This is a genomic window from Streptomyces sp. NBC_00435, from assembly GCF_036014235.1.
Lineage (GTDB): Bacteria > Actinomycetota > Actinomycetes > Streptomycetales > Streptomycetaceae > Streptomyces.
The window spans coordinates 5,470,701-5,491,288 of record NZ_CP107924.1 but is presented as its reverse complement, the minus strand read 5'-3'; the positions used below and the strand labels follow the sequence as shown (position 1 = coordinate 5,491,288).

Sequence of the window (20,588 nt, the reverse complement as noted above, 5' to 3'; positions counted from 1 at the left end):
CCCCAGTACGTCACGTTGAGTGACCGGGCCGCCGCTCCCCCGCGGCCCGTTCGGCCCTACTTCTGCGGGCTCGCCGGGATGTCGAGGACGACCCTGGTGCCGCGCGGCTCCGAGGCGACCATGTCGAAGGTGCCGCCGAGCTCACCCTCCACCAGGGTCCGGACGATCTGCAGACCGAGGTTGCCGGCGCGCTGCGGGTCGAACCCCTCGGGCAGACCGCACCCGTCGTCGACCACCGAGATCAGCAGCCGGGCGTCACCGCGGCCGGTGCCCGAACGGGCCGCGGACACCTCCACGGTGCCGCCCTCCCCCTGGGTGAAGGCGTGCTCCAGGGCGTTCTGGAGGATCTCCGTCAGCACCATCGACAGCGGAGTGGCGACCTCCGCGTCCAGGATTCCGAAGCGGCCGGTGCGCCGGCAGTCGACCTTGCCCGGGGAGATCTCGGCGACCATCGCGATCACGCGGTCGGCGATCTCGTCGAACTCGACCCGCTCGTCCAGGTTCTGAGACAGCGTCTCGTGCACGATCGCGATCGAACCGACCCGTCGGACGGCTTCGTTCAGCGCCTCGCGCCCCTGCGGAGAATCCATTCGGCGGGCCTGCAGGCGCAAGAGTGCGGCCACGGTCTGGAGGTTGTTCTTGACCCGGTGGTGGATCTCCCGGATGGTCGCGTCCTTAGTGATCAATTCACGTTCGCGACGGCGCAGTTCCGTGACGTCCCGGCACAGGACGAGGGAGCCGATGCGGGTCCCCTTGGGCTTGAGCGGGATGGCGCGCAGCTGGATGACCCCGCTGTTGCCCTCGGCCTCGGTCTCGCGCGGGGCCCAGCCGCTGGCGAGTTTGACCAGCGCCTCGTCCACCGGACCGCGGGACGGCGCGAGTTCCGAGGTGATGGAGCCCAGGTGCTGGCCGACCAGGTCGGAGGCCAGGCCCAGCCGGTGGTAGGCGGAGAGCGCGTTGGGGGACGCGTACGTCACCACGCCCTCTGCGTCGAGCCTGATCAGGCCGTCCCCGACACGCGGGGAGGCGTCCATGTCCACCTGCTGCCCGGGGAAGGGGAAGGAGCCCGCCGCGATCATCTGGGCCAGGTCCGAGGCGGACTGGAGGTAGGTGAGCTCCAGCCGGCTGGGTGTACGCACAGTGAGCAGGTTGGTATTGCGCGCGATCACTCCGAGTACCCGGCCCTCGCGGCGCACGGGGATCGACTCGACGCGGACCGGTACCTCCTCGCGCCACTCCGGGTCCCCCTCGCGCACGATGCGGCCCTCGTCGAGCGCGGCGTCGAGCAGCGGGCGACGGCCCCGCGGGACCAGGTGGCCGACCATGTCGTCCTGGTACGAGGTGGGGCCGGTGTTCGGGCGCATCTGCGCGACCGAGACGTAGCGGCTGCCGTCGAGGGTGGGAACCCACAGCACGAGGTCGGCGAAGGAGAGGTCGGAGAGCAGCTGCCACTCCGAGACCAGCAGGTGGAGCCACTCCAGGTCGGTTTCACTGAGAGCGGTGTGCTGGCGTACGAGGTCGTTCATGGAGGGCACGTGGCGAGCGTACCCCGGGTACGGGCCATGACTTTCCTCAGCGCGATTCCCCGGAGTATCCAGGAGACCCCTGTTCCGCGTAGGGTTGGAGGAAGTGACGGTAACCCGGGTTGCGTCATTGGATGGACAGAACAGATTGGTCTAGTCCACAATTGCATCAAAGCTTCCGCCCTCCCCGCACAGGAGGACGGATCGAGGTAAGCCGCGCGCTCTGCCCTGACCGCGCGTCACCTCCCACCGGCTGACGGGCACCGCACACCCGCCGGCCGTAAGTACTCCGGGCTACGGTGCCGGGCGGGCTGAGGGTCCCGTTCGGCACCGTGGCCCAGAGGACGGATCAACCGCGCCGACAGCGCACGGGGCGACCCCCCGCCCGCTCTCCGCTTACCGCGGCCAGGCCCGCATGGCCACCTCGGCCACCGCCTCCAGTTCCTCCCGGCCCGCGCCGTCGCGCGACTGCTGGGACATTCCCTGAAGCACGGCCCCGGCGTGGCGGGCCAGCGCCCACGTGTCCGTACCGGCCGGCAGGGCCCCCGCGGCGACATCGGCCCGGATCCGGCTCTCGAACAGCACCAGGTTGGCCTCGCGCCGCAGGCGCAGCGCCTCCGCCACCTCCTCCGAGGTGGTGTTGACGGCCGCGCTGATCACCATGCAGCCCGGCGGATGGGCCGGGTCGGTGTAGATCTCCGCCGCCTCGCGCAGGATCCGCCCCACCGCCTCGCGGGCGGTGGGCTCCTCGGCGAGCGCGACGGCCGCGAACTCCCCGTACCGGCCGCCGTAGACCACCACCACCTCGTCGAAGAGCTTGCGCTTGTCGCCGAAGGCGGCGTAGAGGCTCGGCGCGCCGATCCCGAGCGAGGCGGTCAGGTCGGAGATCGACGTCGCCTCGTAGCCGCGCTCCCAGAAGGCCAGCAACGCCTTGTCGAGGGCCGCGTCACGGTCGAAGGAACGGGGCCTGCCGCGCTGTCCGGTCACCATGAGGTCATTCTATAGCGGGCGCTATGGAATCTGGTACGGTCCCTTTCTGTAGCGACCACTAGCGAAAGGGGGGCGCGCCATGGGCGTGCTCAAGGGGAAGACGGCACTGGTCACGGGCGGCAGCCGGGGCATCGGGCGGGCCGTGGCGGAGCGCCTGGCCCGGGACGGGGCGCTGGTCGCGGTCGCCTACCGGAAGAACCGCGCGGCGGCCGAAGCGGTCGTGGGTGCCGTCGAGGCGGCCGGGGGCCGCGCCTTCGCCATCGGGGCCGAGCTCGGCGTCCCGGGCGACGCGGAGGCACTCTGGGCGGCGTACGCGGCCCATCCGCTGGCCACCGAGGGCGTCGACATCCTGGTGAACAACGCGGGCGGGGCGGCCTTCGCCGGCATCGCCGGGACGGACGAGGAGACGTACGACCGGGTGCACGCGCTCAACGCGAAGGCACCGTTCTTCGTGATCAAGCACGGCCTCGCGCGGCTGCGGGACGGCGGCCGGATCGTGAACGTGACCGGCACCCCCGACATCGCCCTGCCGGCGATCCTCGCCACGATCACGGCCAAGGGCGCGGTGAACGCGCTGACGGTGTCACTCGCCGCCGAGCTCGCGCCGCGGAACATCACGGTGAACTCGGTGGGCCCGGGGATCGTCGAGACCGACCTGAACGCCGCCTGGCTCGCGGACCCGGCGGCCCGCGCGCACGCCGCCTCCCGCTCCGTGTTCGACCGGCTCGGCACCCCCGAGGAGGTCGCGGACGTGGTCGCCTTCCTCGCCTCCCCGGACTCCCGCTGGGTCACGGGCCAGCACCTCTCCGTGACGGGCGGGCTGCAGCTCTCGCTCCTCTAGGGCCTGTCGCCCCGGGAGGCCGGAGGCCGGGTCTTCGCCCACCATGGGATGGTGCGAAGACCCGGCGACGGGCCGTCACCTCTGCTAGATTGGTCTATACCACATCGTCACACTCCAGATCGGCAGGCCCCGCGTGGAAGTTGTCATCGTCCCGGACGCCAAGGCAGGCGGCGAGCTCATCGCGGAGGCCATGGCCGCCCTGGTCCGGCGCAAGCCCGACGCCCTGCTCGGCGTGGCGACCGGCTCCACCCCGCTGCCCATCTACGAAGCCCTCGCCGCCCGGGTCAAGGCCGGCAAGGTCGACGTCGGACGGGCCCGCATCTGCCAGCTCGACGAGTACGTCGGCCTGCCGGCCGGGCACCCCGAGTCCTACCGCGCGGTCGTCCTGCGCGAGGTCGTAGAGCCGCTGGGCCTGTCCGAGGCCTCCTTCATGGGCCCCGACGGCAGCGCAGCCGACATCGTCGGCGCGTGCGACGCGTACGACCGGGCGCTCGCCGAGGCCGGTGGCGTCGACCTCCAGCTGCTCGGCATCGGCACCGACGGGCACATCGGCTTCAACGAGCCGTGCTCCTCGCTCGCCTCCCGCACCCGCATCAAGACGCTGACGGAGCAGACCCGCGTGGACAACGCGCGCTTCTTCGACAACGACATAGAGCAGGTGCCCCACCACGTCATCACCCAGGGCATCGGCACCATCCTCGACGCCCGCCACCTGGTCCTGCTGGCCACCGGTGAGGGCAAGGCCGAGGCCGTCGCGCAGACCGTCGAGGGCCCGCTGTCCGCCCTCGTACCGGCCTCCGCGCTCCAGCTGCACCGCCACGCCACGGTGGTCGTGGACGAGGCCGCCGCGTCCAAGCTGAAGCTCGCGGACTACTTCCGACACACCTTCGCCAACAAGCCCGCGTGGCAGGGTCTGTAGGACGTAGCGGTACACGACGAAACGCCGGCGGGGCTGGATGTTCCAGCCCCGCCGGCGTTTCGCGGCACGGGGTCCGGGGCCCGGGGCCCGGGGTCCGGGGCACGGGGTCCGGGGCACGGGGTCCGGGGCACGGGGTCCGGGGCACGGGGTCCGGGGCACGGGGTCCGGGGCACGGGGTCCGGGGCGGAGCCCCGGCAGCCGGGCCGCAGGGGCCCGGCTACACCCCCGCGATCACCTCGGCGGCAGCGCGCCCGCACACCCGGGCGGCGCCGTGCGTCGCGATGTGCAGGGCGCCGCGCGGCTCGGCCCGCGGCAGCCCCATCTCGACCACGATCGTCTCCGGACGCGCCGCGACGAGCGCGTCCAGGGCCTCGGTCATCCACGGGTGCCGGTGGGCGTCGCGGACCACCGCGACGACCGTGCGGTTGCCCGCGGCCGCCAGGATGCCGGCCGCGGTCGAACCCTGCGGGTACACGCCCGACTCGATGCCCGGGATCAGCGCGGATAGTTCCCCGGCCACTCCCCACGGGGTCTCGGCGCCGACCGCGATGTTCGCGACCGGGGTGAGCGTGGCCACGTACGGGGCGTTCACCGGGGCGGCCGCGGCGCGCGAACCCGTCACGACCACCGCGCGGCGGGCCGCCGCCAGTCCGATGCCGGGCGCGCTGCTCCCCTCCGGCCGCGCGCCCCGGCGGACCCGGCGGGTCCACTCGGCCAGCGAGCGGACCCGGGCGGCGGCCTCCGCGAGCCGCTCCTCGGGCAGCGACCCGTCCCGTACGGCCGCGACCAGCGCGTCGCGCAGGCGCAGCACGGTGGCCTCGTCGGCGAGCCCGCCGCCGACGCAGATCGCGTCGGCGCCGGCCGCGATGGCCAGTACCGAGCCGCGCTCGATGCCGTACGTCCCGGCGATGGCGTTCATCTCCATGCCGTCGGTGACGATGAGGCCCTCGTAGCCGAGCTCCTTGCGCAGCAGACCGGTCAGGATCTGCGGGCTGAGGGTGGCCGGGCGGGTCGGGTCCAGGGCGGGCACCAGGATGTGCGCGCTCATGACCGCCTTGGTGCCGGCCTCGATGGCCGCCCGGAACGGTACGAGTTCGCGCGCGGCCAGGGTGTCGAGGTCCACGTCGATGCGCGGCAGCGCGTGGTGCGAGTCGACGTTGGTGTCGCCGTGGCCCGGGAAGTGCTTGGTGCAGGCGGCCACGCCCGCGGCCTGGAGGCCCTCGACGTACGCGGCGGTGTGCCGGGCGGCGAGGTGGGTGTCGGCGCCGAAGGACCGTACGCCGATGACCGGGTTGTCCGGGTTGGAGTTGACGTCGGCGGACGGGGCCCAGTTGAGGTTGACCCCGCACTCGGCGAGGCGCCGGCCCAGCTCGCGGGCGACGTCGCGGGTCAGGTCGACGTCGTCCACCGCGCCGAGGGCCAGGTTGCCCGGGAAGGAGGAGCCGCCCCGGACCTCCAGGCGGGTGACGTCGCCGCCCTCCTCGTCGATGGCGACGAGGACGTCGTCCCGCTCGGTACGCAGCTGCGCGGTCAGCGCGGCGAGTTGCTCGGGCGAGCTGATGTTGCGGCCGAAGAGGCCGACGGCGGTGAGACCCTCGGAGACCTGCCGCAGCAGCCAGGCCGGGGCGGTGGTGCCCTCGAACCCGGGCTGCAGGACCGCGAGGGCGTCCCGGGTCAAAGTATCCGTGCGGTGCGCAAGGACAGTCATGGGCCGTTATCCCTTCACGGCGCCGGCGGTCATGCCGCCGACGGCCTTGCGCTGGAGGAAGACGAAGATGAGCAGCACCGGGACCGCGAAGAGCGAGGACGCGGCCATGGTGGCGCCCCAGTCGTTGCCGAAGGCCGTCTGGAACTGGGTCAGCCACAGCGGCAGGGTCTGCGCGGACTTGTCCTTGTTCAGGATCAGCACCATCGCGAACTCGTTCCAGGCCGTGATGAAGCCGAAGAGCGAGGTGGACATCAGGCCGGGGGCCAGCAGCGGGAAGATCACCTTACGGAAGGCCTGACCGCGGGTGCAGCCGTCGATCTGGGCGGCCTCCTCGAGGGTCACCGGGACGGCGGCGATGAAGCCGCGCAGGGTCCAGATGGTGAAGGGGAGGACCATCACGAAGTAGATCGCGGTCAGCACGGCGAGGTTGTTCAGCTGATCGGCCTCGCGGACGATCATGTACATCGCGATGACCATGACCTCCCAGGGGGCCATCTGGGCGAGCATCACGGCGAGCACGAGGCCCTTGCGGCCCTTGAACTTCATGCGGGCGATGGCGAAGCTCGCGGCGAGGGCCACGACCAGGGCCAGCAGGACGGCTCCGACGGTGACGAGGAGGCTGTTCGTGACGTACGTCCAGAACATGTCGACGCCGGTGGCCTTGGTGAAGTTGTCCAGCGTCGGGGTGAAGACGAAGACGGGGTCCTTGGAGAGGATCTCGCTGGACGGCTTGAGTGCCGAGGAGAACATCCAGTAGACGGGGAAGAGGAAGAGGACGGCCAGGAGCAGGGCGCCGATGTTCTTGGCGACGGCCGCGGGGCGGACCGGCCGGCGGTTGCGCACCTGCTGGGGCTTGGCCGGCGGCGCGGGCTTCGGGGCGGTGGTGGTGCTCACTGCTCCTCCTCCTGCTTCAGGATCAGACGGAAGTAGAAGGACATGACGATCACGAGCATCACGATCGTCAGGACGGAGATCGCCGCGGCCAGGCCGTAGTGGAACTGGCTCTGGCCCTCGACGTAGGCGAAGACGGGCAGGATCTCGGAGGCCCGGTCGGGGCCGCCCGCCTTCATCGCGTAGACCTGGGTGAAGGCCTTGAAGACCCAGATCACCTCGAGGAACGTGGTGACGAGGAAGAACGACTTGAGGTTCGGGAAGACGACCTTCCAGAAGGTCTGCCAGCCGTTGGCGCCGTCCATCCGGGCCGCCTCGTACAGCTCGCCGCTGACGGTGGTCAGACCGGCGTACATGTTGAGGGCGACGAAGGGGATCGAGCCCCAGACCACCAGGACCGTGACGATCACGAGGGTGGAGAAGCCCGTCTCGAACCAGTTGTGCTGGTCGTACCCGGAGAAGCCGAGTGTGCGCATCAGCCAGTTCATCACGCCGAACTGCTCGTCGAACAGCCACTGGAAGACGGTCACGGAGGCGACGATCGGCATGGCCCAGGCCATCACCAGCGCCATCGACAGGACCAGGCGCATCCGCTTGCCGAGCCTGTTCAGCAGGATGCCGATGAGGCTGCCGAGGACCATGATCAGTACGACGTTGGCCGCGGTGAAGGCGAAGCTTCGGACCACGACGGTCCAGAACTGCGAGTCGCCCAGCAGCTGGGTGTAGTTGTCCACGCCGGTGAACGGCGACTTCCGCTGGATGAACTCGATCTTGTCGACCTTCTGGAACGACAGGATGATGTTCTTGATCAGCGGGTACAGCAGCAGGGTCGCCATGCTGAGCACGGCCGGCCCGATCAGGATGTAGGGCCACCACCCTGACGGGAGCGACTTCCTGCCCCCGCGAGGAGACTTGGACGCTGCCCCGGCTCCGGTGGGCGGCGGCGTCTTGGCCACCCCGGCGGACTTCTGTGGTGCGTCCTGTGGAGCGGAGGTCGCCGCTCCCTGGGAGTGCACGGTCATGTCTGGCTTCCTCGCGGTTGACTGTGGCGACTCGCACCCGCTTCCCCGACCCTGCGCGGTTCGGCTGGGGAACGGGCGGCGCTTACGTCTGTCAATGCGCGACCGGGGGCACGGCGGGCGCTCCTGGGCGCCCGCCGCACCCCCCGGTGCGATCACTGCTGGTACTGCGGTACTGCGGTACTGCGTGTACTTCAGGTGGTGCCGGGTGCTACTTGTTGATGCGCTTCGCGATTTCCGCGTCCGCGTCCGCACCGGCCTTGGCCGCGTCGCCGCCGTTCAGGACCTTGGTCATGAACTCCTTGACCGGGTTGGGCTCGGTCTCGACGTTCGCCCAGCCCGGGGTCACCGGGGTGATCTTGCCGTTGGCGCCGGCCTTGGCCATGGCCTCGGCGAAGGAGCCCGCCGGCGGGGCGAAGTTCGCGCCCACCTGGTTCGGGAGCAGCGCGCCCTTGGTCTCGGCGGCGTACTTGGTCATCTGGTCCTTGCCTGCGGCGAGGGCCAGCCACTCCTTGGCGAGCTCCTTGTTCTTGGAGCGCTCGGAGATCGCGAGGTTCGAGCCGCCGAGGAAGACGGTGCCCGGCTTGTCCGCGGTCTTGCCCGGGATCGGGAAGTAACCGAAGTCGGCTTCCTTGCCCGCGTCCTTCAGCGCCTTCTCGGCACCGCTGGCCTCCCAGCCGAGACCGATCCAGGACGAGACGCCGCCCTTGGGAACGATGTCGGTGGACTGCTGCGGGGTGGCCTCGTCCTTGTCCTTCGGAGCGGTGGAGAAGGACTGGAGCTTCTTGTAGAAGTCGATCGCGGAGGCGGCCTGGGGGGTGGCGAGGCCACCCTTCCACTTGGCGCCGTCCTTGACGGCGAGGTCGCCGCCCTCGTCCCAGACGAAGCCCGCGAGGACGTACCAGCTCTGGCCGGGCAGGTAGATCGGCTGCGAGGCCGGGTCGGCCGCCTTCAGCTTCTCCAGGCCGGCGATCCACTCGTCGCGGGTGGTCGGCGGGTTCACGCCGGCCTTCGCGTAGGCCTTCTTGTCGTAGACCACGACACGGTTGGCCGCGTACCACGGAGCGGAGTAGAGCTTGCCGTCGATCTCGGACGAGGCGAGCATGCCCTTGGACCAGGCGTCCGCGCCGAGCTTGGCCTTGTCCTTGGTCAGGTCGGCGAGACCGCCGGTGACCGCGTAACCGGCCGTCTGGGTGTTACCGAGCTCCAGGACGTCCGGAGGGGTGTTCTCGGAGAGGGCCGTCGTGACCTTCTCCTGGATGCCCTTCCACTGCTGCTCCTCGACCTTGACCGTGACACCGGGGTGCTTGGCCGAGAACTCCGCGTTGACCGCGTCTATCCATGCCTTCGGTGCGGAGCCGTCCATCACCCAGACGGTGATCTCCTTGGCGCCACCCGCGTCGGCCTTCGGCTTGTCGTCGCCGCCGCCGCACGCCGCCAGGCCGATAACCATGCCCGCGACTCCAACCGCCGCGATGAGCTTGCGCTTCACGCCACCCTCCTCAGGGATGCTGCCTGCAACTTCCCTCGCCCGCCGCGGTGACTCAAAAGCGTCAAGTACTGCCCGTGGGGCCGGGATCCGATCCATATTGGTGTAGACCAGTAGCTGGAGCTTGGCCTAGACCTTTAGGGGTGTCAAGGGTCTAATGAGCGGGTGCTCGGTCCGTTATCGGACCGACACCTGGGGGAGGGAGGAGGCCTGCCCTCCCTCCCGTGTCACGATGTGACCGCACATATCGGAGGAGCCGGTGACGGCAACGAAACTGGAGTCGGGAAGGCGGGCGGCGATGGCCACCGAAGGGGCGACCACGGAGCCGGATGGCGGGGCGGCCACCCGCACGGCACGCGTGCCCAAGTACTACCGACTCAAGCGGCACTTGCTCGACATGACCGAAACACTGCCGCCCGGCACACCGGTACCCCCCGAGCGCACGCTCGCGGCCGAATTCGACACCTCCCGCACCACCGTGCGGCAGGCCCTCCAGGAGCTCGTCGTCGAAGGACGGCTGGAACGGATCCAGGGCAAGGGCACCTTCGTCGCCAAGCCGAAGGTCTCCCAGCCGCTCCAACTCTCCTCGTACACCGAGGACATGAGGGCCCAGGGACTGGAACCCACCTCCCAGCTCCTGGACATCGGCTACGTGACGGCCGACGACACCCTCGCCGGCCTCCTCAAGATCGCCACCGGTGGCCGGGTGCTGCGCATCGAGCGGCTCCGGCTGGCGAGCGGCGAGCCGATGGCCATCGAGACCACGCACCTCTCGGCCAAGCGCTTCCCCGCCCTGCGCCGTTCGCTGGTCAAGTACACCTCCCTCTACACCGCCCTCGCCGAGGTGTACGACGTGCGCCTCGCCGAGGCCGAGGAGACCATCGAGACCTCGCTGGCCACCCCGCGCGAGGCCGGACTGCTCGGCACCGACGTCGGACTGCCGATGCTGATGCTTTCCCGCCATTCGCTGGACGCCGACGGAGAGCCCGTCGAGTGGGTGCGTTCGGTCTACCGCGGCGATCGTTACAAGTTCGTCGCCCGACTCCAGCGCCCCGCCGTCTGATTCGTAGTTGACTCTCGTTCCGCTATACGGACGGGGGCTTACGTCCACCGGGCGGACCCCCGTAGATTCCCTGCGCTTACGCAGATGATCAACGAGGGGACGACGGATCATGACGGAACCAGAGCCGGAAGCGACACGAGCAGAGCGGAACGCGGCGAGTCCGGGCACCATGCCGGGCTCGCCTTCTCCATCAGGGGGCCCGGAGGGCGTTCCCGGCACGTCGGGGGGCGCATCCCCCAAGGCCGTGGCCCTGTGGGTGCTCGTCGGGCTCGTGGGGGCCCTCGGCTGGGGCGTGCTGGCGCTCTCGCGCGGTGAGGAGATCTCGGCCGCCTGGCTGCTCGCCGCCGCGCTGGGCTCGTACGCGATCGGATACCGCTTCTACGCGCGTTTCATCGCGAACCGGGTCCTGAAGGTGGACAAGACCCGCGCCACTCCCGCCGAACGCCTCGACAACGGTGTCGACTTCCACCCGACCGACCGACGGGTGCTTTTCGGCCACCACTTCGCCGCCATCGCCGGCGCCGGCCCGCTCGTGGGTCCCGTACTCGCCTCACAGATGGGCTACCTGCCGGGCACCATCTGGATCGTCGCGGGCGTGATCTTCGCGGGCGCGGTCCAGGACATGGTCACGCTCTTCTTCTCCACCCGCCGCAACGGCCGCTCGCTCGGCCAGATGGCCAGGGACGAGATCGGCCCGGTCGGCGGCGCCGCCGCGCTCGTGGGCGTGTTCGCCATCATGATCATCCTGCTGGCCGTGCTCGCCCTGGTCATCGTCAACGCCCTGGCGCACTCCCCGTGGGGCGTCTTCTCCATCGCCATGACCATCCCGATCGCCCTCTTCATGGGCTTCTACCTGCGCGTCCTGCGCCCGGGCCGGGTCACCGAGGTCTCCGTCGTCGGCGTGGCGCTGCTGCTGGCGGCCATCGTCGCGGGCGGCTGGGTCGCGGAGTCCTCGCTGGCGGGCACCTTCACGCTGGAGAAGGAGACGCTGGTCATCTGGATGGTCGCCTACGGCTTCGTGGCGTCCGTACTGCCGGTGTGGATGCTGCTCGCCCCGCGCGACTACCTCTCCACCTTCATGAAGGTGGGCACCATCGGGCTGCTGGCCGTGGGCGTGGTCGTGGCCATGCCGGTGCTGAAGATGCCCTCGGTCACCGACTTCGCCTCGCGCGGCGACGGCCCGGTCTTCGCGGGCTCGATGTTCCCGTTCGTCTTCATCACCATCGCCTGCGGAGCCCTGTCGGGCTTCCACTCACTGGTCTCCTCGGGCACCACCCCGAAGATGATCCAGAAGGAGACCCAGGTCAAGGTCATCGGCTACGGCGCCATGCTGACCGAGTCCTTCGTCGCCGTCATGGCGATCATCGCGGCCTGCATCATCGAGCCGGGCCTGTACTTCGCGGTCAACTCCCCCGCCGGAGTCGTCGGCGCGACGGTCCAGACCGCCTCGGAAGCCGTGACCAACTTCGGCTTCGCGATCTCCCCCGACGCCCTCGCCCAGGCGGCGAAGGACGTGGAGGAGACCAGCCTGCTGTCCCGCACGGGCGGCGCGCCGACCTTCGCACTCGGAATGGCGGAGATCTTCTCCTCCGTCATCGGCGGCACCGCCATGAAGGCGTTCTGGTACCACTTCGCGATCATGTTCGAGGCCCTATTCATCCTGACCACGGTCGACGCGGGCACCCGAGTGGGCCGCTTCATGCTCCAGGACACCCTCGGCAACGTGCACAAGTCCTTCAAGGACGTCAGCTGGAAGCCGGGCGTCTGGCTCGCGAGCGCGGTCGTCGTGGGCGGCTGGGGCTACTTCCTGTGGGTCGGCGTCAAGGACCCGCTGGGCGGCATCAACCAGCTCTTCCCGCTGTTCGGCATCGCGAACCAGCTGCTCGCGGCGGTCGCCCTGGCCGTCTGCACCACCCTGCTGATCAAGTCGGGCCGGCTCAAGTGGGCCTGGGTGACGGGCGTTCCCCTGGCGTGGGACGTGGCCGTCACGCTCACCGCGAGCTACCAGAAGATCTTCTCCGACAACCCGAAGATCGGCTTCTTCGCGCAGCGTGACGTCTACCAGGACGGCATCGACGCGGGCAAGATCCTCAAGCCCGCCAAGAACATGGACGAGATGCACACCGTGGTCACCAACGCCACGGTGGACGGAGTCCTGTCCGTGTTCTTCGCACTGCTGATCGTCATCGTGCTGCTGGACGCGGCCCGGACCTGCTTCAAGGCCGTCCGCAGGCCGGAGTCCGTCACCCTGGCCGAGGTCCCGTGGACCGAGTCCCGGCTCGTCGCCCCGGCCGGGCTCATCCCGACCGCGGAGGAGCGGGCGGAGCTCGCCGCCGCCGGCCTCGACTCGGGCGGGGGCCGCGTGCGGGAACCCGTACAGGAATCCGTGTGACCGGCCTGCCGGGGACCCGCGCGAGCGGCCTGCGCCACGTGCTGAGCCGCGCCCGGTACTTCGTCCGGGAGTTCTCGGGCGAGGCGGCGTACGACCGCTACGTCGCCCACGCCCGTACGCACGACCCCGACGCGGAGGTCCAGACCCGCCGGGCCTTCGAGCGGGCCCGCACGGACGCCCGCGAGGCCGACCCGCGCGAAGGGTTCCGCTGCTGCTGAACCCGCGGGCACGAAGGGCCGTCACGTCCACGCCGAACCGGCGGGAAACGTGGCGGCCCTTCCCCGTGCCCTGTCGCACACTCGGTCCATGGACATCGTCATCAGGGCGGCAGCGGCCGCCGAATACGAAGAGCTCGGCGCGATCACCGCCCGCGCGTACCTCGAGGACGGACTGCTCGACTTCGCCGAGGAGGACCCCTACCTGAGCAGGCTGCGCGACGTCGCCGGCCGCGCCACCGACGGGGAGGTGCTCGTCGCGGAGTACGACGGCACCCTGCTCGGCTGTGTGACCTTCGCCCCTCCCGGCAGCCCGCTCTGCGACATCGCCGGCCCCGGCGAGGCCGAGTTCCGGATGCTGGCCGTCTCCCGCGAGGCGCGCGGACGCGGCGCCGGCGAGGCCCTCGTACGCGCCTGCCTGAGCCGCGCCCGGGGCCTGGAGGGTGTGACCCGTCTGGTGCTCTCGACCACGGAGAAGATGCTGGGGGCGCACCGGATCTACGAGCGGCTGGGCTTCGTACGGACCCCGGACCGGGACTGGTACCCGGTGCCGGGACTGCCCCTGCTCACCTACCGTGTCGAGCTGTGACCGTGCGCCGACTTCCGTGAACGACACAACATGTGGGGGCTACCGCATCCGGTCGCCCCCACATGTATGCTCATGGCTGCTGTCGCCGCAGGGAAATCCGGTGTGAATCCGGAACTGTCCCGCAACGGTATGAAAAGTCCGAGGACCTGCCGGCAGCGCACCCGGGTCGACCGAACCGGGTGCCGACACGTCCGGGCCTCGAGGTTGGGCCGGTGGACGCCATGCGGTGTACGCGTTCCTGCCACGCCCGCATGCGCCTCCCCGTGCCCGCCCGCCGAAGAACCGGGCCGAGCGAGGGAGAGCTCCCGCCGTGACCATCGCGCCTTCCGCACCGCGCGCCGAGTCCATTACTGGCGACAACACCGAGGGCCCGGGGGCCACACTCCTGCGCACGCTCACCGAGCTGACCGCCGACCTGCCCGACACCGACCCCGGCCGGGTCGCCGCCGCCGCCCTGCGCGGCCGCAGCGCCGCCGCGGACGAGGCCGAGCTGCGTACGCTCGCCACCGAGGCGGCCGCCGGACTGATCTCGGAGGACCCGGCGTACTCCCGCCTCGCCGCCCGCCTGCTGACGCTGGCCGTCCGCGAGGAGGCCGCCGGCCAGGGCTCCACCTCCTTCTCCGCCTCCGTCGCCGTCGGCCACCGCGAGGGCCTGATCGCGGACCGCACCGCGGAGTTCGTACGGATCCACGCGAGCCGGCTCGACGCGCTGGTCGGGCACGCGCTCACCGAGGGCGCCGACGACCGCTTCGGCTTCTTCGGCCTGCGCACCCTGCACAGCCGCTACCTGCTCCGCCACCCGATCACCCGCCAGGTCATCGAGACCCCGCAGTACTTCATGCTGCGCGTGGCCTGCGGCCTCGCCGCCGACGAGAGCGTCCAGGCCGTCGAGGAAGTGGCCTCGCTGTACCGGCTGATGAGCCGCCTCGACTACCTGCCCTCCTCCCCCACGCTCTTCAACTCCGGCACCCGGCACCCGCAGATGTCCTCCTGCTACCTGCTGGACTCCCCGCTGGACGAGCTGGACTCGATCTACGACCGCTACCACCAGGTCGCGCGCCTGTCCAAGCACGCCGGCGGCATCGGCCTCTCGTACTCCCGCATCCGCGCCCGCGGCTCCCTGATCCGCGGCACGAACGGCCACTCCAACGGCATCGTGCCGTTCCTCAAGACCCTCGACGCCTCCGTCGCCGCCGTGAACCAGGGCGGGCGCCGCAAGGGCGCCGCCGCCGTCTACCTGGAGACCTGGCACGCGGACATCGAGGAGTTCCTGGAGCTCCGCGACAACACCGGTGAGGACCAGCGCCGCACCCACAACCTGAACCTGGCGCACTGGGTGCCGGACGAGTTCATGCGCCGCGTGAACGCCGACGCCGACTGGTCGTTGTTCTCCCCGGCCGAGGTCCCCGAGCTGGTGGACCTGTGGGGCGACGAGTTCGACGCCGCGTACCGCAAGGCCGAAGCGGCCGGCCTGGCCCGCAAGACCATGCCCGCCCGCGACCTGTACGGCCGGATGATGCGCACCCTCGCGCAGACCGGCCAGGGCTGGATGACCTTCAAGGACGCCTCGAACCGCACGGCGAACCAGACCGCCGAGCCGGGCAGCGTCGTCCACTCCTCGAACCTCTGCACCGAGATCATCGAGGTCACCAATGACGGCGAGACGGCCGTCTGCAACCTCGGCTCGGTCAACCTCGGCGCCTTCGTCGTTGACGGCGGGATCGACTGGGAGCGCCTGGACGAGACCGTCCGCACCGCGGTGACCTTCCTCGACCGCGTCGTGGACATCAACTTCTACCCGACCGAGCAGGCCGGCCGCTCCAACGCCCGCTGGCGCCCCGTGGGTCTGGGCGCGATGGGCCTGCAGGACGTCTTCTTCCAGCTGAAGCTGCCCTTCGACTCCCCCGAGGCGAGGGCGCTGTCCACCAAGCTCTCCGAGCGCATCATGCTCGCGGCGTACGAGGCCTCGTGCGACCTGGCCGAGCGCAGCGGCCCGCTCCCCGCGTGGGAGCAGACCCGTACCGCCCGCGGGGTCCTGCACCCCGACCACTACGACGTCGAGCTGAACTGGCCGGAGCGCTGGGACGCGCTGCGCGCCCGCGTCGCGAGGACCGGCATGCGCAACTCCCTCCTCCTCGCCATCGCGCCGACGGCGACCATCGCCTCCATCGCGGGCGTGTACGAGTGCATCGAGCCGCAGGTCTCCAACCTCTTCAAGCGCGAAACCCTCAGCGGTGAGTTCCTCCAGGTCAACGGCTACCTGGTGCAGGAGCTCAAGCGGCTCGGCGTCTGGGACGCCCAGACCCGCGAGGCGCTGCGCGAAGCCAGCGGCTCCGTCCAGGGCTTCGGCTGGATCCCGGCCGAGGTCCGCGAGCTGTACCGCACCGCGTGGGAGATCCCGCAGCGCGGCCTGATCGACATGGCGGCCGCCCGTACGCCGTTCCTCGACCAGTCGCAGTCGCTGAACCTGTTCCTGGAGACGCCGACCATCGGGAAGCTGTCCTCGATGTACGCGTACGCCTGGAAGCAGGGCCTGAAGACCACGTACTACCTGCGCTCGCGCCCCGCGACGAAGATCGCCCGTGCCGCGCAGGCCGCCGCTCCGGCGGCGCTCCCCCTGGCCGACGCCGCCGCGGACGCCGCCGCCGCGGAAGCGCTCGCCTGCTCCCTTGAAAACCCCGAGTCCTGCGAGGCCTGCCAGTAATGAGTTCCACCGACAAGACGAAGAACCTCCTGGACCCGGGCTTCGAACTGACCCTGCGCCCCATGCGCTACCCGGACTTCTACGAGCGCTACCGGGACGCGATCAAGAACACCTGGACCGTCGAGGAGGTCGACCTCCACTCGGACGTCGCGGACCTCGCGAAACTGACGCCCGGCGAGCAGCACATGATCGGCCGGCTGGTCGCGTTCTTCGCGACGGGCGACTCGATCGTCTCGAACAACCTCGTCCTGACCCTGTACAAGCACATCAACTCCCCGGAGGCGCGCCTGTACCTGTCGCGCCAGCTCTTCGAGGAGGCCGTGCACGTCCAGTTCTACCTGACGCTGCTCGACACCTACCTGCCCGACCCGGACGACCGCGCGGCCGCGTTCGACGCGGTCGAGGAGATCCCGTCGATCCGCGAGAAGGCGCAGTTCTGCTTCAAGTGGATCAACGAGGTCGAGAAGCTGGACCGGCTGGAGACGAAGGCCGACCGGCGCCGCTTCCTGCTGAACCTGATCTGCTTCGCCGCGTGCATCGAGGGCCTGTTCTTCTACGGGGCCTTCGCGTACGTCTACTGGTTCCGCTCGCGCGGCCTGCTGCACGGCCTGGCCACGGGCACCAACTGGGTGTTCCGCGACGAGACCATGCACATGAACTTCGCGTTCGAGGTTGTGGACACGGTCCGCAAGGAGGAGCCGGAGCTCTTCGACGACGAGCTCCAGCAGCAGGTCGTCGACATGCTGAAGGAAGCCGTCGAGGCGGAGCTGCAGTTCGGCCGCGACCTGTGCGGTGACGGCCTGCCGGGCATGAACACCGAATCGATGCGTGAGTACCTGGAGTGCGTCGCGGACCAGCGGCTGGTCCGCCTCGGCTTCCCGCCGATCTACGGCTCGCAGAACCCGTTCTCCTTCATGGAGCTCCAGGGCGTCCAGGAACTGACGAACTTCTTCGAGCGCCGCCCGTCGGCCTACCAGGTCGCGGTCGAGGGCACGGTCGACCTGGACGAGGACTTCTAGGTCCGGGGCGGGCCGAGCGGCTTGCCCGACAGCGTCCCCGCCCACGGGGAGACCGGCCTGGCCGGCCGGTTCCCCGGGCGGGGGCGCTTCGTCGTTCCCGGCGCCCGCGCACCTTGGCGGGCCGCGCGGATCTGGCGGTCGAGGTGGTGGTCGCGGGCGGCTCCGTAGAGGGCGGGGGCCGCCAGGAGGGCCGCCACGGCCAGGACGACGAGGAGGTCGAGGAACGTGTTCATGACTCCACTCTCGTCAGGAAGGGCGAAACCGGACAGTGGCAGGACTGTCATGAAAGAGCGAATTACTGCCACACTGGGGTCATGCTGAAGACTTCCTCGCTGAACAACGTGGCCGTGGCCGTGGTGAACGGGGTCGCCCCCTTCGAGATGGGCATCTTCTGCGAGGTCTTCGGGATCGACCGCAGCGCGATGGGCCTGCCCACCTACGATTTCGCGGTCTGCGCGGTGGAGGACAACCCCCTCAGCGTCGGCGACGGCCACTACCGCCTCACGCTCCCGCACGGGCTCGAGCGGCTGGAGGAGGCCGACCTGATCTGTCTGCCCGCCGACCGCGAGGCCCCCACCCGCGAGTATCCGCAGCCACTGCTGGAGGCCCTGCGCCGGGCCGCGGACCGCGGCGCGCGCCTGCTGAGCGTGTGCAGCGGCGCCTTCATGCTGGGCGCGGCCGGCCTGCTCGACGACCGGCGGTGCACCACGCACTGGATGCACGCCGAGACCCTGGCCCGCCGCTTCCCGCGGGCCCGGGTCGACCCGGACGTGCTCTACGTGGACGAGGGCCCGGTGATCACCTCGGCGGGCACCGCCTCCGGGATCGACGCGTGCCTGCACCTCGTGCGCCAGGAGCAGGGCGCGGAGGTGGCCAACACCATCGCCCGGCGGATGGTCGTACCGCCCCACCGCGACGGCGGGCAGGCCCAGTTCATCCAGCGCCCGCTGTCGCGCACGGGATGCGACACGGTCGGCGAGGTGATCGACTGGATGGCCCGCCACCTGGACGAGGAGATCACCGTCGAGCAGCTCGCGGAGCGGGCCCACATGTCCGCGCGGACGTTCGCCCGCCGCTTCCAGCAGGAGACGGGGACGACGCCGTACCAGTGGGTGCTGCGCCAGCGGGTCCTGCTCGCGCAGGAGCTGCTGGAGTCCACGGACGACACGGTCGACGCGATCGCCGGCCGCTGCGGCTTCGGCAACGCGGCGGCGCTGCGTCACCACTTCCTGCGGACCCTGAGCACCACCCCGAACGCCTTCCGGCGGGCCTTCCGGGGGCCGTGGGCGGTGGCCTGACCGGGGCCCCGACCGGCCACCCCGGACGTGCGAAGGCGCCCCGCTCCGGTCGGGAGCGGGGCGCCTTTCGTGCCGGGGCCGTGTGCCGGGCTGCTACGCGTTCGGAACCGTCTCGTAGCGCGCGGTGCCCTCTTCCATCTGGCGCAGCGCGTCCTTGCGGTCCCGCTTCGAGAGCCGGTCGATGTACAGGTAGCCGTACAGGTGGTCGGTCTCGTGCTGCAGGCAGCGCGCGAAGTAGCCCGTACCGCGCACCTTGATCGGGTTGCCCTGCGCGTCCTGGCCGGTGACCTCGGCGTAGTCCGGGCGGGCCAGCGAGGCGTAGGCGGTCGGGACCGACAGGCAGCCCTCGTTCGAGTCGTCCAGGACGCGCGCGCCGGCCGGCAGCTCGACGAGCTTCGGGTTGATCACGACGCCCGTGTGGCGGTTGCCGTCGTCGTCGGGGCAGTCGTAGACGAAGACCTTGGCGTCGACGCCGATCTGGTTCGCGGCCAGGCCCACGCCCTCGGCGGCCTTCTGGCTGGCGAACATGTCGTCGATCAGCTGGGCCAGCTCCTCGCCGAACTCGGTGACGTCCTTGCACTCCCGGTGCAGGACCGGGTTGCCCACCACCGTGATCGGACGGGCCGTGCCGCGCTCGCGGTGGGCGAGCTCGCGCGCCTCACAGTCCTCGGTGTCCACGACGTACCCGTCGTTCGCTCCACCGAGGACACCGACAACCTCGTTCTCCTGCTGCGCCATGTCCGCCGTACGCCTTCCGTAAGTCCCGGTCCGCCGAGCACCACGCCACTGGTGTGCGGGTACTGATGTGCCGGTACAGCCTACGGCCCCCGTTCAGCAGACTTCTTCGAGATCCCGCCACTCCCGGGTGTCCGGGCTGTCCGCGACCCATCCGTCGAGCAGTCCGCGCACCAGACCGGGGGGCGCCGCGATGCCGCATTCGCGTTCGGGCACCCACAGGGACCCGGATCCCGTCGTACGGTGCCCCAGCGGGCCGGGGTGGCCCGGTTCGCTGTGGTCGTGCGGGTCCAGGTGCTCGCCGTCGCCCTCGCCGCTCGGCATCGCGCTCTCCGAGCAGGTCCGGCACAGCAGCCGCACCGACGAGGACCAGTCCTCGGCGGCGAAGCCCGCGTCGGAGGCCAGCTGCTCCAGGGCGTTGCGGTCGGCCTCTGTGGCCGCCTCCAGGAGCACCACCCAGGTCGGCACCGGGGAGGGCGCCCACAGCTCGATCTCGTCGAAGACGGGGTACGAGGGCCCGGCCGCCGTGACGCGCTCGCCGTGCGGGACCCCGTCGTGCAGGACGACCTCGCCCCAGCGCCGCCCCGAGGAGGGCAGCGGGATCGACAGGACCTCCATGCGGGCCGGGTCCAGCCGGCGGCCCCAGACCACCTCGGCCTCACCCTCGGGCGACAGCCGTACGGCCGCGCTGCCGAGCTCCATGCCGACCGGTTCGCCGTTGGCGTGACCGCCTCCGCCCGCGCCGTGCGGGTCCCCGGGCACCTTCAGACCGTAGGCCTGCCAAGCGCGACGGGCCAGCGGCCAGTCCTGCAGCGCGGTCGCGGCGATCCCGACGTTCCACCAGTCCGGGGCGCCGGTCTCCCGGTCGAGCAGGGCCACGGCGCGCAGTCCGGCGGCCCGTGCCTGCTCCCAGTCGTGGCGGAACTTGTGGAGCAGAGCCAGGTTGAACCAGGACTCGGAGAGCCACGGTTCCAGGTCCGCGGCTCTGGTCAGGAGCGCGCCCGCGTCCTCGTACCGACCGTCGCCGATCAGCGTGAACGCGCGGTCGGTGGCCTGCCGCCACGAGGCGGAGGGCCGATGCCGTACCTTCCCGAAGATCCTCACGATTCCCGCCTGCCGGTCCGACGATGCAGCGGTGCGGCCTTGCCGACCGCTGCGGACACTCTTACTGGGGACACTCTTCCCGGGGACAC

The 20,588-nt window shown here is 70.6% G+C and carries 18 protein-coding genes and 1 riboswitch; of the genes, 9 read left to right on the top strand and 9 right to left on the bottom strand.

Annotated features, from left to right (window positions below; genetic code table 11):
• Positions 1–56: 56 nt before the first annotated feature.
• Together OG389_RS25325 and OG389_RS25320 are read right to left on the bottom strand one after the other, a co-directional pair.
• On the bottom strand, positions 57–1,526 hold the full coding sequence (locus tag OG389_RS25325) for a sensor histidine kinase (protein ID WP_328304085.1): 1,470 nt from the start codon (positions 1,524–1,526) through the stop codon (positions 57–59).
• A gap of 393 nt (positions 1,527–1,919) precedes the next feature.
• Complete coding sequence (locus tag OG389_RS25320) at positions 1,920–2,513, bottom strand: TetR/AcrR family transcriptional regulator (protein ID WP_328300740.1); 594 nt, start codon at positions 2,511–2,513, stop codon at positions 1,920–1,922.
• Between the two features lie 79 nt (positions 2,514–2,592).
• On the opposite strand from OG389_RS25320, the gene OG389_RS25315 reads away from it, so the two are divergent.
• Both OG389_RS25315 and nagB read left to right on the top strand, forming a co-directional pair.
• On the top strand, positions 2,593–3,354 hold the full coding sequence (locus tag OG389_RS25315) for an SDR family oxidoreductase (RefSeq protein WP_328300739.1): 762 nt from the start codon (positions 2,593–2,595) through the stop codon (positions 3,352–3,354).
• 133 nt (positions 3,355–3,487) lie between these two features.
• Complete coding sequence (nagB, locus tag OG389_RS25310; protein ID WP_328300738.1) at positions 3,488–4,273, top strand: glucosamine-6-phosphate deaminase; 786 nt, start codon at positions 3,488–3,490, stop codon at positions 4,271–4,273.
• A gap of 217 nt (positions 4,274–4,490) precedes the next feature.
• Here the strand turns inward: nagB and OG389_RS25305 are convergent, their stop codons facing one another.
• The 4 genes from OG389_RS25305 to OG389_RS25290 form a co-directional block, all read right to left on the bottom strand.
• A complete protein-coding gene (locus OG389_RS25305) occupies positions 4,491–5,981 on the bottom strand; it encodes a glycoside hydrolase family 3 protein (protein WP_328300737.1) in 1,491 nt (496 codons plus the stop codon).
• Between the two features lie 6 nt (positions 5,982–5,987).
• Complete coding sequence (locus OG389_RS25300) at positions 5,988–6,824, bottom strand: carbohydrate ABC transporter permease (protein ID WP_328304084.1); 837 nt, start codon at positions 6,822–6,824, stop codon at positions 5,988–5,990.
• Between the two features lie 47 nt (positions 6,825–6,871).
• Positions 6,872–7,894: a carbohydrate ABC transporter permease gene (locus OG389_RS25295; protein ID WP_328300736.1), complete on the bottom strand. Its 1,023-nt coding sequence runs from the start codon at positions 7,892–7,894 to the stop codon at positions 6,872–6,874.
• A gap of 208 nt (positions 7,895–8,102) precedes the next feature.
• On the bottom strand, positions 8,103–9,383 hold the full coding sequence (locus tag OG389_RS25290; RefSeq protein ID WP_328300735.1) for an extracellular solute-binding protein: 1,281 nt from the start codon (positions 9,381–9,383) through the stop codon (positions 8,103–8,105).
• 295 nt (positions 9,384–9,678) lie between these two features.
• Here OG389_RS25290 and OG389_RS25285 point away from each other — a divergent pair, with 295 nt between their 5' ends.
• From OG389_RS25285 to OG389_RS25260, 6 genes are all read left to right on the top strand, one after another.
• On the top strand, positions 9,679–10,443 hold the full coding sequence (locus OG389_RS25285) for a GntR family transcriptional regulator (RefSeq protein WP_328304082.1): 765 nt from the start codon (positions 9,679–9,681) through the stop codon (positions 10,441–10,443).
• Positions 10,444–10,612: 169 nt separating this feature from the next.
• Positions 10,613–12,835, top strand: coding sequence for a carbon starvation CstA family protein (locus OG389_RS25280; protein WP_328304080.1), 2,223 nt, complete (start codon positions 10,613–10,615; stop codon positions 12,833–12,835).
• A gap of 5 nt (positions 12,836–12,840) precedes the next feature.
• Positions 12,841–13,053 carry a CstA-like transporter-associated (seleno)protein gene (locus tag OG389_RS25275; protein WP_443059454.1) on the top strand — a complete coding sequence of 71 codons (213 nt, stop codon included), beginning with the start codon at positions 12,841–12,843 and terminating at the stop codon, positions 13,051–13,053.
• 88 nt (positions 13,054–13,141) lie between these two features.
• On the top strand, positions 13,142–13,639 hold the full coding sequence (locus OG389_RS25270) for a GNAT family N-acetyltransferase (protein WP_328300733.1): 498 nt from the start codon (positions 13,142–13,144) through the stop codon (positions 13,637–13,639).
• A 76-nt stretch (positions 13,640–13,715) separates the two neighbouring features.
• Positions 13,716–13,795, top strand: a riboswitch (adenosylcobalamin-variant (AdoCbl-variant) riboswitch).
• Between the two features lie 154 nt (positions 13,796–13,949).
• Entirely contained in the window at positions 13,950–16,343 is a 2,394-nt protein-coding gene (locus OG389_RS25265) for a ribonucleoside-diphosphate reductase subunit alpha (protein WP_328300732.1), read from the top strand.
• On the top strand, positions 16,343–17,362 hold the full coding sequence (locus tag OG389_RS25260; RefSeq protein ID WP_328300731.1) for a ribonucleotide-diphosphate reductase subunit beta: 1,020 nt from the start codon (positions 16,343–16,345) through the stop codon (positions 17,360–17,362). The genes OG389_RS25265 and OG389_RS25260 overlap by 1 nt, the downstream gene beginning before the upstream one ends.
• Here the strand turns inward: OG389_RS25260 and OG389_RS25255 are convergent.
• On the bottom strand, positions 17,359–17,595 hold the full coding sequence (locus OG389_RS25255) for a hypothetical protein (protein ID WP_328300730.1): 237 nt from the start codon (positions 17,593–17,595) through the stop codon (positions 17,359–17,361). The two genes, OG389_RS25260 and OG389_RS25255, sit on opposite strands and share 4 nt — an antisense overlap.
• A gap of 81 nt (positions 17,596–17,676) precedes the next feature.
• Here OG389_RS25255 and OG389_RS25250 point away from each other — a divergent pair, with 81 nt between their 5' ends.
• Positions 17,677–18,660, top strand: coding sequence for a helix-turn-helix domain-containing protein (locus OG389_RS25250; RefSeq protein WP_328300729.1), 984 nt, complete (start codon positions 17,677–17,679; stop codon positions 18,658–18,660).
• A 93-nt stretch (positions 18,661–18,753) separates the two neighbouring features.
• Here the strand turns inward: OG389_RS25250 and def are convergent, their stop codons facing one another.
• Both def and OG389_RS25240 read right to left on the bottom strand, forming a co-directional pair.
• On the bottom strand, positions 18,754–19,398 hold the full coding sequence (gene def / locus OG389_RS25245; RefSeq protein WP_328300728.1) for a peptide deformylase: 645 nt from the start codon (positions 19,396–19,398) through the stop codon (positions 18,754–18,756).
• A gap of 93 nt (positions 19,399–19,491) precedes the next feature.
• The gene (locus OG389_RS25240) at positions 19,492–20,499 is read right to left on the bottom strand and encodes a tetratricopeptide repeat protein (protein ID WP_328300727.1); all 1,008 of its coding nucleotides are present in this window, start codon (positions 20,497–20,499) and stop codon (positions 19,492–19,494) included.
• Between the last annotated feature and the right edge of the window lie 89 nt (positions 20,500–20,588).

Excerpts from the sequence above, each read along its gene's own strand:
- OG389_RS25325 (WP_328304085.1), bottom strand. The coding sequence starts at position 1,526 with ATGAACGACCTCGTACGCCAGCACACCGCTCTCAGTGAAACCGACCTG.
- OG389_RS25320 (WP_328300740.1), bottom strand. The coding sequence starts at position 2,513 with ATGGTGACCGGACAGCGCGGCAGGCCCCGTTCCTTCGACCGTGACGCG.
- OG389_RS25315 (WP_328300739.1), top strand. The coding sequence starts at position 2,593 with ATGGGCGTGCTCAAGGGGAAGACGGCACTGGTCACGGGCGGCAGCCGG.
- OG389_RS25305 (WP_328300737.1), bottom strand. The coding sequence starts at position 5,981 with ATGACTGTCCTTGCGCACCGCACGGATACTTTGACCCGGGACGCCCTC.
- OG389_RS25295 (WP_328300736.1), bottom strand. The coding sequence starts at position 7,894 with ATGACCGTGCACTCCCAGGGAGCGGCGACCTCCGCTCCACAGGACGCA.
- OG389_RS25285 (WP_328304082.1), top strand. The coding sequence starts at position 9,679 with ATGGCCACCGAAGGGGCGACCACGGAGCCGGATGGCGGGGCGGCCACC.
- OG389_RS25280 (WP_328304080.1), top strand. The coding sequence starts at position 10,613 with ATGCCGGGCTCGCCTTCTCCATCAGGGGGCCCGGAGGGCGTTCCCGGC.
- OG389_RS25270 (WP_328300733.1), top strand. The coding sequence starts at position 13,142 with ATGGACATCGTCATCAGGGCGGCAGCGGCCGCCGAATACGAAGAGCTC.
- OG389_RS25260 (WP_328300731.1), top strand. The coding sequence starts at position 16,343 with ATGAGTTCCACCGACAAGACGAAGAACCTCCTGGACCCGGGCTTCGAA.
- OG389_RS25255 (WP_328300730.1), bottom strand. The coding sequence starts at position 17,595 with ATGAACACGTTCCTCGACCTCCTCGTCGTCCTGGCCGTGGCGGCCCTC.
- OG389_RS25250 (WP_328300729.1), top strand. The coding sequence starts at position 17,677 with ATGCTGAAGACTTCCTCGCTGAACAACGTGGCCGTGGCCGTGGTGAAC.
- def (WP_328300728.1), bottom strand. The coding sequence starts at position 19,398 with ATGGCGCAGCAGGAGAACGAGGTTGTCGGTGTCCTCGGTGGAGCGAAC.